Raw genomic sequence first — 14824 nt, forward strand, 5'->3', positions numbered from 1 at the left:
CTGGAATGACGATGTAATCGAAGGAGCCCGCCGTGGTGCGTCCTGAATCGAACTGGCCCGGCAAGGTCAGGTATGCCTTCCTGATCAGCGGTGCCCTGTCCGATCGGGTGCTGGCCGCCTTCCCCGAGTTGGACGTCTCGGACGTCACGACCGGCGACACCACGCTCTACGGCCCCGTCCACGACCCGACGGATCTCCGCGGCCTGCTGGCCCGCTTCGATGCTTTGGGACTGACCGTCATCGAGATGCGCAGGCTACCGGACTGACCTGGCGTCGGGGTTCAATGGTGAAGGGTCCCGGGAGGCGGTGAAGCCGATGTGAGCGGCGAGTTCGAACCGGGCACGGTGTTTGCCGGCTACACGATCGAACGGGTTCTGGGACGAGGCGGCATGGGTACCGTCTACCTCGCCCAGCATCCCAATCTGCCACGCAAGGTCGCCCTCAAACTGCTGGACTCGGCGTGGGCGAGCGACGAGTACGTCCGTTCGCGCTTCGAGTCGGAGGCCGACCACGCCGCAAAGCTCGAACATCCCAACATCGTGACCGTCCACGACCGCGGCCGTGAGCGAGGCCGGTTGTGGATCGCGATGCAGTACGTGCCCGGCGTCGACGCGCGGAAGGCGCTCGCGTCCGGCGGACTGGACGTCGCGCGGGCCGTGCGGATCGTCGCCGAAACCGGGAACGCCCTCGACCATGCGCACCGGTCCGGAATCCTGCATCGCGACGTGAAGCCGGCGAACATCCTGCTCGCCGAGGGTGACCCGGAGCGAGTGCTGCTCGCCGACTTCGGCACCGCGAAGGCGCTGGACGAAACACATCAGCTGACCCGGACGGGGATGCTCGTCGCCACGTTGCACTACGCCGCACCCGAGCAGATCGAGGGTGAGACGCTCGATCACCGAGTCGACATCTACGCGCTGGGATGCACGTTCTTTCACTTGCTGACCAACGAACCGCCGTATCCCGGCACCACCGCATCCGCGGTTATGCACGGGCACCTCAACGGTCCGATTCCGAAACCGAGCACGCTGCGGCCGGACCTTCCGGCCGGATTCGACGACGTCGTCGCGCGGGCCATGGCCAAGGACCGGGACGACCGCTATTCGAGTTGCCGGGAGTTCAGCGCTGCGATCGACGCGGCGTCACGCACTGCACCCGCCCGCGACCCGGGTCCGTCCCGGCCGGTCGATCCCGCGGCAACCACCCGGGTGAGCGGCGGGACCCTCACCGAGACGGTCGAGGAACCGAAACGACGGCGGTGGTGGCGCACACCGGTGGCGGCGGCCGCGGCCCTGGCCGGGGCGGTGATCCTGGCGGGCGTCGCCTACGTCGCGTGGCCCGGCGATCAGCCGTCGAGCCCGCAGGTGGTCCTGCCGATCACCGGCCTGGCGAGTCCCGCCGGGATCGCGGTCAGCGCCGCCGGGGACCTGTACGTCGCGGACAGCTCGGCCAAGCAGGTGGTGCGGGTGCGGGCCGATTCCGGCGAGCAGACCGTCCTTCCCTTCACCGGACTCGAGGTGCCGCAGGGTGTCGCAATCAACGCTGCCGGCGACGTGTACGTCTCCGATCTCGTGGCAAACACGGTGACGATGCTGCACGACGGCATCACGCTGCCACTGCCGCTGCCGGGACTCGACCAGCCGTTCGGCGTCGCGGTGGGGCCGGACGGAACCGTCTACGTCGCCGACACGCTGAACAACCGGGTGGTGTCGCTGCACGACGTCACGGCGAGCCCTGTCGACGTCCCGCTGACGGTGATCGGCCCGTTCACCGTGGCCGTCGACAAGCAGGGCGACCTCTATGTGGGCACTCCGAACAAGGTTCTCGTGTGGAACGCGGCGACCCGCGCGCAGAGCTTCCTGCCCCTGACGGACCTGCAGAGCGTGGGCGGGGTGGCCGTCGACGACCACGGCACCGTGTACGCGATCGACCAGAACCACCACCGTGTGCTGCGACTGCAGGCGGGCTCGGACGAACAGGAGGTTCTCCCGTTCACCGGTCTCAGCGCGCCCGAGGGCATCGCCGTGTCGAGCCGCGGCGACGTGTACGTCGCGGACACCGACAACGGCCGGGTGCTCATGCTCCCTGCCGGTAGCTGACGCTCAGGCGTGGCGGGCCAGATCGAAACCGAACGATTCGGCGACGGCGTCGCCCACCCTGCCCTCGTGGTTGGCGAGGAGTTCTTCTCGTTCGGCCGCGGAGAGCCCGCCCCAGATTCCGTACGGTTCCCCGACACTGAGCGCGTGTTCGCGGCATTGGACCAGCACCGGGCAGCTGTGGCAGATCATCTTGGCCCGGAAGTCGCGCATCTCGCGCGCCCGGCCGCGTTCCCGGTCGGGATGGAAGAAGGTGGACGACTCGAAGCCGCGGCATGCGGCCTCTCGCTGCCAGTCCCACACCTCGGCGACCGGAATGGGAAGACTCAGCCGATTGGACATTGCACTCCTCCAGATACTCGTGAGCCGTCATGTGCGAGCCCGAGCATGTGCTCCCGGGCCAGATCGGCGGCGCCGACGATGCCGACGTTCGCGCCGAGTTCAGCCAGTCGCACTTCGGCGACCGGGCGGTGTGCGCGTCCGGTGAGGCGGTTCTCGAACGCGGCGGCGGCGGGGGCGCGCAGCAGTTCGCCTGCCTCGCACACACCTCCGCCGATGATGAAGAGGTCGGGGTCGAAGAACGCGGCGATGTCGGCCATGCCGTGCCCCAGCCAGGAGCCGATCACCCGGAAACACTCGAGTGCGGCGGGGTCGCCGTCCTGCGCCGCCGCGGTGATGTGCAGACCGGTGATGGCGTCGGCCCGTCCGCCCGCGCGGTCGAGGAGATCGACGGCGAAACCTGGCGAGACGTTGGCGAGGTCCTGCGCCTCGCGCACGAGCGCCCGCCCGCTGGCGTATCGCTCCCAGCAGCCGTGGTTGCCACAGCCGCAGCGACGGCCGTGCGGTTCGACGTTGAGGTGACCGAATTCCGCTGCCACGCCGAAGCGTCCGCGGTGCAGCACCCCGTCCACGACGATGCCGCCGCCGATTCCGGTTCCGACCGTGAGCACGACGACGGTGCGTCCGGTGCGTCCGGCCCCGAAGCGCGCCTCACCCCAGGCGGCGGCGTTGGCATCGTTTTCGACGACCGTCGGCAATCCGCAGGCGGCGTGGACGACGTCGCCGAGGGGTTCGTTGCGCCAGGCCAGGTTCGGAGCGAAGAGCACGGTGCTGAGATCGGCGGCCACGAACCCGGCCGCGCCGATACCGACCGCTTGCACGGGGTGCGTGGCCGCCAGTTCGCGAACGAGTTCGGCGATGGCGTTCTCCACCCCCCGCGCGTCATGGGACGGGGTTTCCCGGCGCTCCATCCGATGGATGACGCCGTCGGCGTCCACGACTCCGGCCGCGATCTTCGTGCCACCCACGTCGACGCCAATCGTCAGGGCCATGTTTCGTGTCCTCTTCAAGTCTTCGAGTGAGCGGTGTCACGCTGACACTAGAGGACCTTTGGCGCGTTATCAATACGTACTTTGGTTTTTTTGAGAACAAAGTGGTGGCGCAGTCGGCGAGCGCCCTGGAGAAAGGGACGCCCGTTCGATCTGACGCGACGAGCGTCCCGTTCGTCCGAAAAGAGGGCCTGAGTGGACAAGACATGTGATCTGGGCCATAGTTCTTCTCCGTCGGCACCTGCCGATGCACCCCTGACACTCGGATCGTCCGGCACGTTCCTGCCGGTGGAGGGATTCATTTCTCATGGCAACAATCACCTACGAGGGCGCGACCAGGCTCTTTCCCGGCTCGGACGTCCCCGCTGTCGATCAACTCGACCTGCACATCGAGGACGGCGAATTCCTCGTCCTCGTCGGCCCGTCGGGCTGCGGCAAGTCCACGTCACTGCGGATGCTCGCCGGCCTCGAGGAGGTCGACGGCGGGCGGATCCTGATCGGCGGCCGCGACGTCACGCACTCCGAACCCAAGGACCGCGACATCGCGATGGTCTTCCAGAACTACGCGCTCTACCCGCACATGACCGTCGCGGAGAACATGGGCTTCGCCCTCAAGCTCGCGGGCACCGACAAGTCCGAAATCCGCAAGCGCGTAGGGGAAGCCGCCGACATGCTCGACCTCGGCGCCTACCTCGACCGCAAACCCAAGGCGCTGTCGGGCGGGCAGCGGCAGCGAGTTGCCATGGGGCGGGCCATCGTCCGGCAACCGCAGGTGTTCCTCATGGACGAACCGCTGTCCAACCTGGACGCGAAGCTGCGGGTGCAGACCCGGACGCAGATCGCCCAGCTTCAGCGCCGCCTCGGCACCACCACCGTCTACGTCACGCACGACCAGGTGGAGGCCATGACGATGGGCGACCGCGTGGCCGTCCTCAAGGGCGGCGTGCTGCAGCAGTGCGCCTCCCCCCGCGAGCTGTACCGCCGGCCGGCGAACGTCTTCGTCGCCGGTTTCATGGGTTCCCCGTCGATGAACCTGTTCACCGTCCCGGTGACCGAGGGCGGCGTGCAGGTCGGCGACCAGCTGGTTCCCGTTCCCCGCGACGCTCTCACCGCCGCGGGCGGCGAGGTGATCTTCGGGATCCGGCCCGAGCACGTCGAGATCGCCGACTCGGGCGGACTGAAACTCGAGATCGACGTCGTCGAGGAACTCGGCTCGGAGGCATTCGTGTTCGGCCGCACCACGGTCAACGGACAGACCGAGAGCCTGGTCGCCCGGGTCGACTGGCGCAATCCGCCCGAGAAGGGGCAGGTCGTGCACGTCCGCGTCGACGAGGCCCACGCCCACCTCTTCGCGACGGACGCGGCGGGCGAGCGTCTGGTGCGCTGACCTCAGAGTTCCGGAGGCCGGGCGGTCGAGCCCCGAACCACGAGGTGGGTCGGGAGCACGACCGCCCGTTCTGCCGGTTCCCGGCCGCCGAGCAGGTCCACCACCGCCCGGCCGGCCGCCGCTCCCTGCTCGACGACCGGCTGCCGGACCGTCGTCAGGTCGGCCAGCTCGGCGGTCGGATGGTCGTCGATGCCGATCACCGACATCCCGGCCGGGACGGGGATCCCCGCACGTCGCAGCGTGCGCAGGGCCCCGACCGCGACCTCGTCGGAATGGCAGAACACCGCGGTGGGCACGTCGGCACGGCTGAGCAGCAGTTCCATGCCACGCTCGCCGCCCTCGATCCCCCAGGGAACGCTGACGGTGCAGTCGTCGTCGAGTCCGGCGCCCGTGAGAGCCGCGTGAAAACCCGCCACCCGGGCGATGTCACCCTCCCAGGAGCGACCTTCCGGGTCCACGGTGCGGATCATTCCGATCCTCGTGTGGCCGATCCTGATCAGGTGCCCGACGGCCTGGCGGGCGGCGAGTTCGTCGTCGATCCGGACCGACGGGAACTCACCGGCGTGCGCGCCGACCACGACCACGGTCACGTCCATCTCCTCGAGTCGCGCCCGCTCCGTCGCGGTGAGTGGAAACGCCACCGCGATGACCGCATCGACCTTGCGGCGCAACGGAAGCCGTTCGAAGAACGACTCTCGCTGCGACGACTCCTCGAGGCAGTACAGCATCACGTCCAGGTCGGCGGCGCGGAGTTCGTGTTCGACGCCGGCGAGGATCGCCGAGTAGAACCAGGCATCGATCCACGGCACCACGACGGCCACCCGGCCCGTCGCGCCGCCCGACAGCTTCGATGCCTCGGGTGAGATGACGTATGCCAACTCGTCGGCGACCCGCTGGATGCGCAGTCGCGTCGCTTCGGACACGCCCCGTTCGCCCCGCAGTGCGCGGGAGACGGTGGCGATCGAGACTCCGGTCCGACGTGCAACGTCGGCCATGTTGACGGACTGCTTGGGGATCACGTTTTCACAGTAGGCGAACTACGCAAATATTTGCGTAGATTTCTCGCACCATCCACGCCTCTGTGGTGCGAAAAAAGAATCTCCGGCTTCGAGTTGACAGCGCCCTGTGATGTGCCTCACGCTCTTTACGCAAACGTTTACGCATCACATTCCCCCATCCCGTCCCCGCACCGAGGAGATTCGATGACCCAGTCCGTGGAGTCGACCGCCACCACCGTCGCGAGCCGGCACCCCGAAGCCTGGTGGAAGACCGCCGTCGTCTACCAGGTCTACATCCGCAGCTTCGCCGACGGGAACGGTGACGGCATCGGCGATCTCACCGGATTGCGATCCAAGCTGCCCTACCTCGCCGACCTCGGCGTCGACGCCGTGTGGATCAACCCCTGGTACCCGTCGCCGATGGCCGACGCCGGCTACGACGTGGCCGACTTCCGCGACATCGAGCCGTCCTACGGCACGCTCGCCGAGGGGGAGGCGTTCATCGCCGAGGCCCACGAGTTCGGGATCCGCGTGATCCTCGACATCGTGCCCAACCACACCTCCAATGAGCACCGCTGGTTCGAGGCGGCGCTGCGCGACGAGCCCGGAGCCCGCGACCGCTACATCTTCCGGCCGGGTCGCGGTCCGGCCGGTGACGAGCCGCCCAACGACTGGCAGAGCGCGTTCGGCGGTCCCGCGTGGAGCCGCCTCGACACCGGCGAGTGGTACCTGCACCTGTTCGCTCCCGCGCAGCCCGACCTGAACTGGGACCACCCGGAGGTCCGGGCGGAGTTCGAGGACATCCTGCGCTTCTGGTTCGACAAGGGCGTCGACGGCTTCCGGATCGACGTCGCCCACGGCCTGGCCAAGGATCCCGCACTCCCCGATGCCGGTGAGCGCCTTCCCGGTTCGCAGCACACCGATCCCCACCCCGCGTGGGACCAGGATGCCGTCCACGAGGTGTACCGGGGCTGGCGGGCCGTCGCCGACGCGTACGCCGACCGCGTCTTCGTCGCCGAGGCCTGGGTGCCCGGCAACGACCGCCTGGCCCGCTACCTGCGCCCCGACGAACTGCACACCGCGTTCCAGTTCGACTTCCTGCGCGCCCCCTGGCGTTCGGCGAGCATCCGCGCGGTGATCGACGACGCGCTGGAGCAGGCGGCCACCGTCGGCGCCCCGGCCACGTGGGTGCTGTCCAACCACGACGTGCCCCGCACCGTCACCCGCTACGCACGCTCCCAGCCCGACCACCTGGTGGAGACCGACTGGGAACGCGCCCGCTGGGCGCGTGAGGAGCCGAACCACGAATTGGGCAGGCGCCGCGCCCGCGCGGCCGCGCTGCTGCAACTGGCGTTGCCGGGCACCGCTTACATCTATCAGGGTGAGGAACTCGGACTGGAAGAGGTCGAGGACCTTCCCGACGACGTCCGGCAGGACCCGACGTGGTTCCAGACCGGGTTCACCGACTGCGGCCGCGACGGCTGCCGGGTGCCGATCCCGTGGTCGAACGACGCAGTGCCGTACGGATTCTCGCCGTTCGACGCGGAGGAGGACACCTGGCTCCCGCAGCCCGGACACTGGGCCCCGCACACGGCGGAGGCGCAGGCCGGTCACCCCGAGTCGTTCCTCACGCTGTACCGCGAGGCACTGGAGCTGCGACGCGAGTTCTTCGACACCGCGCACGGCGTCGCGTGGCTCGACTCGCCGCGGGACGTGCTGGCCTTCGCGCGCGGCGCAGTCCAGTGCTGGGTGAACACCGGCACCGAACCGATCGCCCTTCCCGCCGGGTCGACCGTGATTCTCGGTTCCGTCGCCGGCATCACCGGCGGAGTCCTCCCGTCCGACGCCGCAGTGTGGCTGTCGGAACCGGGCACGGGTGAATCACGATGAAGCGCTTTGCCGCCGCCGCGGTGGCCGTCGGTGTCCTGTTCGCGGCGACGTCCTGCGCCGATCAGGGCATCGACGCGGCCGCGCAGGCGGAGAAGCAGAACCTCGACGGTCGCGGGCCCATCACCTACGTGCAGGGCAAGGACAACTCGAACGTCGTCCGGCCGCTGATCGACGAGTGGAACGCCACCCACCCCGGCGAGGAGGTGACGTTCAAGGAGCAGTCCGACCAGGCCGACCAGCAGCACGAGGACCTGGTGCAGCACTTCCAGTCGCGTGACTCCGGATACGACGTCGCGGTCGTCGACGTCGTGTGGACCGCCGAGTTCGCGGCCCGCGGGTGGTTGCAACCTCTCGAGGGGCCGATGGCGATCGACACGTCCGGCCTGCTCCCGGCGACGGTCGCGGGGGCCACGTACGGCGACGTCCTGTACGCGGCACCGCAGACCAGCGACGGCGCCCTGCTCTACTACCGCACCGACCTGACGGACCGTCCGCCCGCCACCTGGGACGAGCTGATCGGCTCGTGCGGGACGGCGCAGCACGCCGGAATCGGTTGCTACGCCGGGCAGTACGCCAAGTACGAGGGGCTCACCGTCAACACGTCCGAGGCCGTCAACACGGCCGGCGGATCGATCCTCGGCCCGGACGGCGTGACCCCCACGATGACCGCCCCGGAGGCGAAGGCCGGCCTGCAGTCGCTCGTCGACGCCTACCGTTCCGGTGCCATCCCCCGCGAATCCGTGACGTTCCAGGAAGAGCAGGCCCGGCAGGCGTTCCAGAGCGGCAACCTGATGTTCATGCGTAACTGGCCGTACGCATACAGCCTGATGGACGGTCAGGGTGGTTCCGCGGTGTCGGGCAAGTTCGCGGTGGCACCGCTGCCGGGGAAGAACGGGCCCGGCCACTCGACGCTCGGCGGGCACAGTGCCGCGATCAACGTCTACTCGGAACACAAGGCCACCGCCTCCGATTTCCTGAAGTTCTTCCTCGAGAGGAAATCTCAGGCATTCTTCCTCTCTCAGGGATCGCTCGCCCCCGTCCGCGCCGACGTCTATGACGACCCGGAACTGATCGCGCAGTATCCCTACCTCCCCACGTTGAAGACGTCGATCGAGAATGCCGTGACCCGGCCGGTCACCCCCTTCTACCCCGCGGTCACCCGGGCCGTGCAGAACAACGCCTACGCCGCGATCAAAGGCGAGAAGACGGTGGACCAGGCCGCCGCCGACATCCAGTCCGCGATCGCCGCGGCCGGGTCCTAGAGGAGTCAAGACGATGACCGTTTCCGAACTCTCGGAACAGACAACCAAATCTGTCCCACAACAAGATTCGTACGACACGCCTCCACGGCCCCGGAAGGGACGCAGCACGGCAGCGATGCTCCTGATCCTGCCGACCATGATCCTGCTGGGCATCGTCGTCCTGTACCCGGTGCTCAGCGCGATGGTGATGTCGCTGTTCAAGGACCCGACGATCGACCCCGCCACCGGCAAGTTCGTCGACCAGGGTTTCGCGGGGTTGTCGAACTACACGCACTGGCTGTTCCAGCGGTGCACCGACACGACCGGCGCCTCCGTGTCCTGCCCCGGCGGCACGCTGGGATCGCTTTTCTGGCAGTCGATGTGGGTCACCGTGTTCTTCACCGTCGTCACGGTTGCCATCGAGGTGGCGCTGGGGTTGTGGTTCGCCACCATCATGAACCGGGCGTTCCGCGGTCGGGCACTGCTGCGCACCAGCATCCTCGTGGCCTGGGCCATCCCGACCGCCGTCACCGCGAAGTTGTGGTACTTCGTCTTCGCCTACGACGGCATCGCCAATAAACTGCTCGGCACGGAGATCCTGTGGACGGGTGACACGTGGCCGGCCCGGTTCGCCGTCGTCATCGCCGACGCCTGGAAGACCACACCGTTCGTGGCGTTGCTGATCCTCGCCGGACTGCAGATGGTGCCCGCCGAGGTGTACGAGGCGGCGCGCATGGACGGCGCCGGCGCGTGGCAGCGGTTCCGGTCGATCACGCTGCCCCTCATCAAGCCGGCCATCCTCGTGGCAGTCCTGTTCCGCGTGCTCGACGTCCTGCGGATCTACGACCTCCCGGCGATCCTCACCGGCGGTGGTGGCGGCGACGGCACCGCCACCACCACACTGTCGATCCTGGTGATCGACCAGATGCGCCAGGGTTTCAACAGCGCGTCCGCCCTCTCCACGATCACATTCCTGTTCATCTTCGCCGTCGCGTACGCACTGGTGAAGGTGATGGGCGTCAACGTGATCGACACCCAAGAGCAGCAGCGAAAGGCCTGACCCATGTCCACAGCAGTCGTCACACCGGGGATGCCCCGGCCCACGGTGGCACGCCGGCGCCGGGGACCGTCGCTCGCATCCCTCCGCAACTACCTGGGCCTGGCGGTGATCGTCGTCTGGGGTCTGGCCCCCGTCTACTGGATGGTCGTCACCGCCTTCCGGCACTCCGACTACACGTTCGACACCACCCCGTGGCCCACCCACGTCACGCTGGAGAACTTCGCGAGCGTGTTCTCCACGGACGTGGGCAACCACTTCGGCAGAGCGCTCGTCAACAGCACGATCATCGGCGCCGTCACCACACTGATCGGCCTCGTGGTCGGCATCGGCACCGCGTACGCGCTGGCGCGGTTGCAGTTCCGGGGCAAGCACGTCGTCCTCGGAATCATCCTGGCCGCGTCGATGTTCCCCGGTGTCGCCGTCCTGACACCGCTGTTCCAGCTGTTCACGTCCCTGGGCTGGTTCGGCACGTACCAGGCGCTGATCGTCCCGAACATCTCGTTCGTGCTGCCCCTCACCATCTACACCCTCACGGCCTTCTTCAAGGAGTTGCCGTGGGAACTCGAGGAGGCCGCCCGGATCGACGGGGCCAGCAGGCGCCAGGCATTCCGAATGGTGTTGCTGCCCTTGGCCGCACCTGGACTGTTCACCACCGCGATTCTCGCGTTCATCGCGTCGTGGAACGAATACCTGATCTCCAGTCAGCTGTCCAACGACATCACCCAGCCGGCCACCGTCGCCATCGCACAATTCGCCGGAAGCAAACCGCACGAGGAACCCTTCACGTCCGTGATGGCCGCGGGCACCGTCGTCACCATCCCCCTCGTCATCATCGTCCTGCTGCTCCAGCGGCGCATCGTGTCCGGCCTCACCGCCGGCGGCGTCAAGTAGTGCGGCTCCGCCACCCGTGAGTACTCGTCAACCGCCCGACGTCAACAAGTACTCACGGGCCGACTTCCCTGCGCCGCCCTCCGGTGGCAGCATTCTCCCTGTGACCTTCGCCCATCGTTTGCGTCCCCGCCTCGTCGAAGAACGAGCGTCGGTGTCGCCGCTCGAGCTGTTCTTCGACCTCGTCTTCGTCTTCGCTCTGACCCGCGTCACCGATCTGATGGCCGACGATCCCACCGGGGTCAATCTGCTGCGCGGCGCACTCGTGATGGCCGTGCTGTGGTGGAGCTGGGTGGGGTACGCCTGGCTCTGCAACCTCGTGCGCGCCGACGAGGGCATCGTGCGGGTGGTGATGTTCGGTGCGATGGGCGCCATGTTCGTCACCGCGTTGACGATCCCGGAGGCGTTCGACGACCTGCCGGGCGGACTCGACGGTCCCGTCATCTTCGCGCTCGGCTACTTCGTGGTCCGGTTGCTGCACCTGGTGATGTTCTGGGTCATCAGCCGCACCGACCCGCAACTGCGCGGCCAGGTGCTGCGCTTCGCACCGAGCATGGTCACCGGCACCGTGTTCCTGCTCGTCGCGTCGCAACTGTCGGGGACGGCGCAGACAGTGATGTGGATCCTGGCTCTCGCCGGCGACTACATCGGCACCCTCGTCGGCGGCACCGACTGGCGGTTGCGATCGGTGAGTCACTTCGCCGAACGGCACGGGCTCATCGTCATCGTCGCGCTGGGTGAGTCGATCGTGTCGATCGGCATCGGCGTCGCCAGCCTGCCGATCTCCTGGGCGATCATCGTCGCCTCGTTGCTGGGTCTCGCGATTTCGGGACTGTTGTGGTGGTCGTACTTCGACGTCACGTCGTTGGCCGTGGAACACGCGTTCGAGGAGGCAACCGGTGCGCGTCAGATCAAGATCGCCCGCAACTGCTACAGCTTCCTGCACCTGCCGATGGTGATCGGGATCGTCATGCTGTCGTTGGGGCTGAAGAAGATCCTGTCCTACGTCGGTGACGGCAACCATCACCGGCTCACCGACCCGCTGTACGGCTGGCCGCTGGTCGCGCTGTTCGGCGGCGCGGCGCTGTACCTGCTGGCGCTGGTCGCCTTCAAGGCGTACGCGACGAGGTCGGTCACCGTGCCGCGGGTCGTGACGGCGATCGTGCTGATCGCGTTGATACCCGTCGTCTGGCACATCCCGGCCCTCGCCACCCTCGGGGTGCTCACCGCGGTCCTGTTCGCGATGATCGGATACGAGATGGTGCGCTACGACCAGCCCCGGGACGAGATCCGGCACGGCCATCCGTGAGTACTTGTCGACGCCCGGCGGTTGACAAGTACTCACGGGCGAAGCAGTCCGGCGCCCAGGCTGCACCGAATTACCTCTGAGGCTCGAGACGATCGAGCCGGAGGGATTGATACATCATGACCGACCACTCTCGCGGCCCCCGGCTCCGCAGTCCGTTGCGCGGACCGTGGCTGACCTCGGTGTTCGGCCTCGTCCTGCTGATCGGTCTGCCCGTCGTCATCGTCACGGGCCTGCTGTCGTACGTCGCGTACGGACCGCAGTTCGGGCAGGCCCGGCCGGGCGACGTCGGATGGCTACACCTTCCGTACTTCGCCTGGCCCACCCGGCCGTCGTGGCTGTACCGGCTGACGCAGGGGTTGCACGTCGGTCTGGGACTGGTCCTGATCCCGATCGTGCTCGCCAAGCTGTGGTCGGTGATCCCCAAACTGTTCGTGTTCCCGCCGGTGCGGTCGGCGGCCCAGGCTCTCGAGCGGCTGTCGTTGATCGCCCTGGTCGGCGGTGCACTGTTCGAGATCATCACCGGCGTACTGAACATCCAGTACGACTACATCTTCGGCTTCGACTTCTACACCGCCCACTACTGGGGCGCCTGGGTGTTCATTGCCGGCTTCGTGACGCACACCGTGCTGAAGGTGCCGTTGATGGTGCGGTCGCTGCGGTCGCGTTCGTTCCGCGCCGTGCTGCGCACGTCCCGCGCAGACACACTGCCCGAACCGCCGGACGAGAACGGTCTCGTCGCCGACGATCCGACCCCGCCGACGATGAGCCGACGCGGCGCCCTCGCCCTGGTCGGCGGCGGCGCCGTCCTCGTCGCCGTCCTGTCGGCCGGGCAGACCACCGGCGGATTCCTGCGCAACGCCGCGCTGCTGCTCCCCCGAGGCCGCTCGTACGGCAACGGTCCCAATGACTTTCAGATCAACCGCACCGCAGCGGCCGCGCAGATCACCCCGGAGCAGACGGGCGACACCTGGCGGCTGTCGGTGACGGGTGGTGCGGAACCGGTGCAGCTGAGCCGGAATCAACTGCACGCGATGACACTGCACAGCGCGTCGCTCCCCATCGCGTGTGTCGAGGGATGGTCCACCACGGAGACGTGGACCGGCGTCCGGCTCCGCGATCTCGCGGCGGCCGCCGGGGTGACGACGATCGGTTCGGCGAAGGTGACGTCGCTGGAACGGTCCGGCGCATTCAACCAGGCGGTGCTCACCGCGGATCAGGTGCGGGACGCCGACGCGCTTCTCGCCCTCGCCGTCAACGGCGCGGAACTGTCCCTCGACCACGGCTATCCCGCCCGCATCATCGTCCCCGCCCTGCCCGGCGTCCACAACACCAAGTGGGTGCAGGCCATCGAATTCCGGGAGGCGTGAGATGAATCGGTTCGCCCGGTTCTACGGCGCCAACCCTCTGCACCTGTTGGCCGTGCTGTTCAGTTTCGCACTCGCGGGTTACGCGGTCGTGGTGGTGGGCCCGGACACGCTGTGGAATCCGGACGCGTGGTGGAAGTCGATCGCCGTGTGGTTTCTCGGCGCGGTGATCGCCCACGACCTCGTGCTGTTTCCGCTGTACGCGCTCGCCGACCGATCCCTGAGCGCCGGCCTCGACGCGATGCGGGGTCGCAGACGCCCGCGACCCCGGTCGGTTCCGGCGTTGAACTACATTCGCATTCCGGCGCTCGCGTCCGGGCTCACGCTGCTGCTGTTCCTGCCGGGGATCATCGGGCAGGGCGCCGACTCGTATGTCGCGGCGACGGGGTTGACGCAGGAACCGTTCCAGGGCCGCTGGCTTCTGCTCACCGCCGCATTCTTCGCGGTGTCCGCCGTGGCGTATGCCGTCCGACTCGCGCTGTCCCGCACCACCGGTGACGGGGTGCGGGGATCGTGAGGAGACCCGACGTCTCCACGGACCTTCTGCTGCGACGGGCGTCGGCGGGGCTGCCGTGCTGGGTGCGTGATGCGCGGGGAACGCGCCGGGCCCTGCCGCTCGACCGGTGGATGGGCGGCGACGCGTCCTCCCTCTCCGACCGGATCGCCGACCGGATCATGCTCACCGGGTGTCGCGGCCCCACCGTCGATCTGGGGTGCGGTCCGGGCCGGCTCACCGCGGCGCTCGTGGCCGCCGGTGTCACGGCGCTGGGTGTCGACTCCTCGTTCACTGCAGTCCAATTGACGATCCGACGCGGAGGTCTCGCGTTGCATCGGGACATCTTCGCGCCGCTGCCGCGCTCCGGCCACTGGGACAGGGTGCTCCTCGCCGACGGCAACATCGGCATCGGCGGAGAACCGGTCCGGGTGCTTCGCCGCGCGCGAGAACTGCTGCAACCACACGGAATTGTGATCGCGGAGGTGGATCCGCCGACCATCCCCGACGTCCGCTACGACCTCCTGCGGTGGGAGACGGAACATCTCGTCGGGGAGTGGTTCGCCTGGGCGAGCGTCGGGGTCACGGCCATGGCCGCGGTCGCACGTGCGGCCGGACTTCGCGTGATCGACGTTCTCGACCACGCGAATCGGTATTTCGTGCGGATGGAACGGGCGTAGGGCACTCTCTCCCATCCGATGTGGGAGTTGCGTCGAATACCTAGTGAACATCCACCCGAAACCCCTTCCGCAGGAAAGGTTGTTTGATCA

At 68.1% G+C, this 14824-nt stretch carries 14 protein-coding genes; 11 read left to right on the forward strand and 3 right to left on the reverse strand.

Annotated elements, in window-relative coordinates:
* Positions 1-32 precede the first annotated feature (32 nt).
* Both H0B43_RS15305 and H0B43_RS15310 read left to right on the forward strand, forming a co-directional pair.
* A complete protein-coding gene (locus tag H0B43_RS15305) occupies positions 33-266 on the forward strand; it encodes a hypothetical protein (protein ID WP_185727149.1) in 234 nt (77 codons plus the stop codon).
* 51 nt (positions 267-317) lie between these two features.
* Positions 318-2099, forward strand: a complete 1782-nt coding sequence (locus tag H0B43_RS15310) for a serine/threonine-protein kinase PknD (protein WP_185727148.1) — start codon at positions 318-320, stop codon at positions 2097-2099.
* 3 nt (positions 2100-2102) lie between these two features.
* Here H0B43_RS15310 and H0B43_RS15315 read toward each other — a convergent pair whose 3' ends face one another.
* Together H0B43_RS15315 and H0B43_RS15320 are read right to left on the reverse strand one after the other, a co-directional pair.
* Entirely contained in the window at positions 2103-2438 is a 336-nt protein-coding gene (locus tag H0B43_RS15315) for a WhiB family transcriptional regulator (protein ID WP_185727147.1), read from the reverse strand.
* The gene (locus H0B43_RS15320) at positions 2423-3427 is read right to left on the reverse strand and encodes an ROK family glucokinase (protein WP_185727146.1); all 1005 of its coding nucleotides are present in this window, start codon (positions 3425-3427) and stop codon (positions 2423-2425) included. Before H0B43_RS15320 ends, H0B43_RS15315 begins: the two co-directional genes overlap by 16 nt.
* Before the next feature lie 304 nt (positions 3428-3731).
* Here H0B43_RS15320 and H0B43_RS15325 point away from each other — a divergent pair, with 304 nt between their 5' ends.
* A complete protein-coding gene (locus H0B43_RS15325) occupies positions 3732-4811 on the forward strand; it encodes an ABC transporter ATP-binding protein (protein ID WP_185727145.1) in 1080 nt (359 codons plus the stop codon).
* Between the two features lie 2 nt (positions 4812-4813).
* Here the strand turns inward: H0B43_RS15325 and H0B43_RS15330 are convergent, their stop codons facing one another.
* Complete coding sequence (locus H0B43_RS15330) at positions 4814-5830, reverse strand: LacI family DNA-binding transcriptional regulator (protein ID WP_185727144.1); 1017 nt, start codon at positions 5828-5830, stop codon at positions 4814-4816.
* Between the two features lie 183 nt (positions 5831-6013).
* Here H0B43_RS15330 and H0B43_RS15335 point away from each other — a divergent pair, with 183 nt between their 5' ends.
* From H0B43_RS15335 to H0B43_RS15370, 8 genes are all read left to right on the forward strand, one after another.
* On the forward strand, positions 6014-7699 hold the full coding sequence (locus tag H0B43_RS15335) for an alpha-amylase family glycosyl hydrolase (RefSeq protein ID WP_185727143.1): 1686 nt from the start codon (positions 6014-6016) through the stop codon (positions 7697-7699).
* Entirely contained in the window at positions 7696-8961 is a 1266-nt protein-coding gene (locus tag H0B43_RS15340) for an ABC transporter substrate-binding protein (protein ID WP_185727142.1), read from the forward strand. Before H0B43_RS15335 ends, H0B43_RS15340 begins: the two co-directional genes overlap by 4 nt.
* A gap of 13 nt (positions 8962-8974) precedes the next feature.
* Positions 8975-10000 carry a carbohydrate ABC transporter permease gene (locus H0B43_RS15345; protein ID WP_185727141.1) on the forward strand — a complete coding sequence of 342 codons (1026 nt, stop codon included), beginning with the start codon at positions 8975-8977 and terminating at the stop codon, positions 9998-10000.
* A 3-nt stretch (positions 10001-10003) separates the two neighbouring features.
* On the forward strand, positions 10004-10891 hold the full coding sequence (locus tag H0B43_RS15350; protein WP_185727140.1) for a carbohydrate ABC transporter permease: 888 nt from the start codon (positions 10004-10006) through the stop codon (positions 10889-10891).
* Between the two features lie 100 nt (positions 10892-10991).
* Positions 10992-12197, forward strand: coding sequence for a low temperature requirement protein A (locus H0B43_RS15355; protein WP_185727139.1), 1206 nt, complete (start codon positions 10992-10994; stop codon positions 12195-12197).
* Between the two features lie 116 nt (positions 12198-12313).
* Complete coding sequence (locus tag H0B43_RS15360) at positions 12314-13564, forward strand: molybdopterin-dependent oxidoreductase (RefSeq protein ID WP_185727138.1); 1251 nt, start codon at positions 12314-12316, stop codon at positions 13562-13564.
* A 1-nt stretch (position 13565) separates the two neighbouring features.
* On the forward strand, positions 13566-14078 hold the full coding sequence (locus H0B43_RS15365; RefSeq protein WP_185727137.1) for a hypothetical protein: 513 nt from the start codon (positions 13566-13568) through the stop codon (positions 14076-14078).
* Between the two features lie 110 nt (positions 14079-14188).
* Positions 14189-14734, forward strand: coding sequence for a methyltransferase domain-containing protein (locus tag H0B43_RS15370; RefSeq protein WP_213015857.1), 546 nt, complete (start codon positions 14189-14191; stop codon positions 14732-14734).
* The last annotated feature ends 90 nt before the right edge of the window (positions 14735-14824 follow it).

The sequence above is a fragment of the Rhodococcus sp. 4CII genome, assembly GCF_014256275.1.
Lineage (GTDB): Bacteria > Actinomycetota > Actinomycetes > Mycobacteriales > Mycobacteriaceae > Rhodococcus_F > Rhodococcus_F wratislaviensis_A.

What these genes read in the sequence shown, in the direction of transcription:
- H0B43_RS15370 (WP_213015857.1), top strand. Translation starts at nt 14,189, where the DNA reads ATGGGCGGCGACGCGTCCTCCCTCTCCGACCGGATCGCCGACCGGATC.
- H0B43_RS15325 (WP_185727145.1), top strand. Translation starts at nt 3,732, where the DNA reads ATGGCAACAATCACCTACGAGGGCGCGACCAGGCTCTTTCCCGGCTCG.
- H0B43_RS15315 (WP_185727147.1), bottom strand. Translation starts at nt 2,438, where the DNA reads ATGTCCAATCGGCTGAGTCTTCCCATTCCGGTCGCCGAGGTGTGGGAC.
- H0B43_RS15340 (WP_185727142.1), top strand. Translation starts at nt 7,696, where the DNA reads ATGAAGCGCTTTGCCGCCGCCGCGGTGGCCGTCGGTGTCCTGTTCGCG.
- H0B43_RS15345 (WP_185727141.1), top strand. Translation starts at nt 8,975, where the DNA reads ATGACCGTTTCCGAACTCTCGGAACAGACAACCAAATCTGTCCCACAA.
- H0B43_RS15365 (WP_185727137.1), top strand. Translation starts at nt 13,566, where the DNA reads ATGAATCGGTTCGCCCGGTTCTACGGCGCCAACCCTCTGCACCTGTTG.
- H0B43_RS15335 (WP_185727143.1), top strand. Translation starts at nt 6,014, where the DNA reads ATGACCCAGTCCGTGGAGTCGACCGCCACCACCGTCGCGAGCCGGCAC.
- H0B43_RS15320 (WP_185727146.1), bottom strand. Translation starts at nt 3,427, where the DNA reads ATGGCCCTGACGATTGGCGTCGACGTGGGTGGCACGAAGATCGCGGCC.
- H0B43_RS15360 (WP_185727138.1), top strand. Translation starts at nt 12,314, where the DNA reads ATGACCGACCACTCTCGCGGCCCCCGGCTCCGCAGTCCGTTGCGCGGA.
- H0B43_RS15350 (WP_185727140.1), top strand. Translation starts at nt 10,004, where the DNA reads ATGTCCACAGCAGTCGTCACACCGGGGATGCCCCGGCCCACGGTGGCA.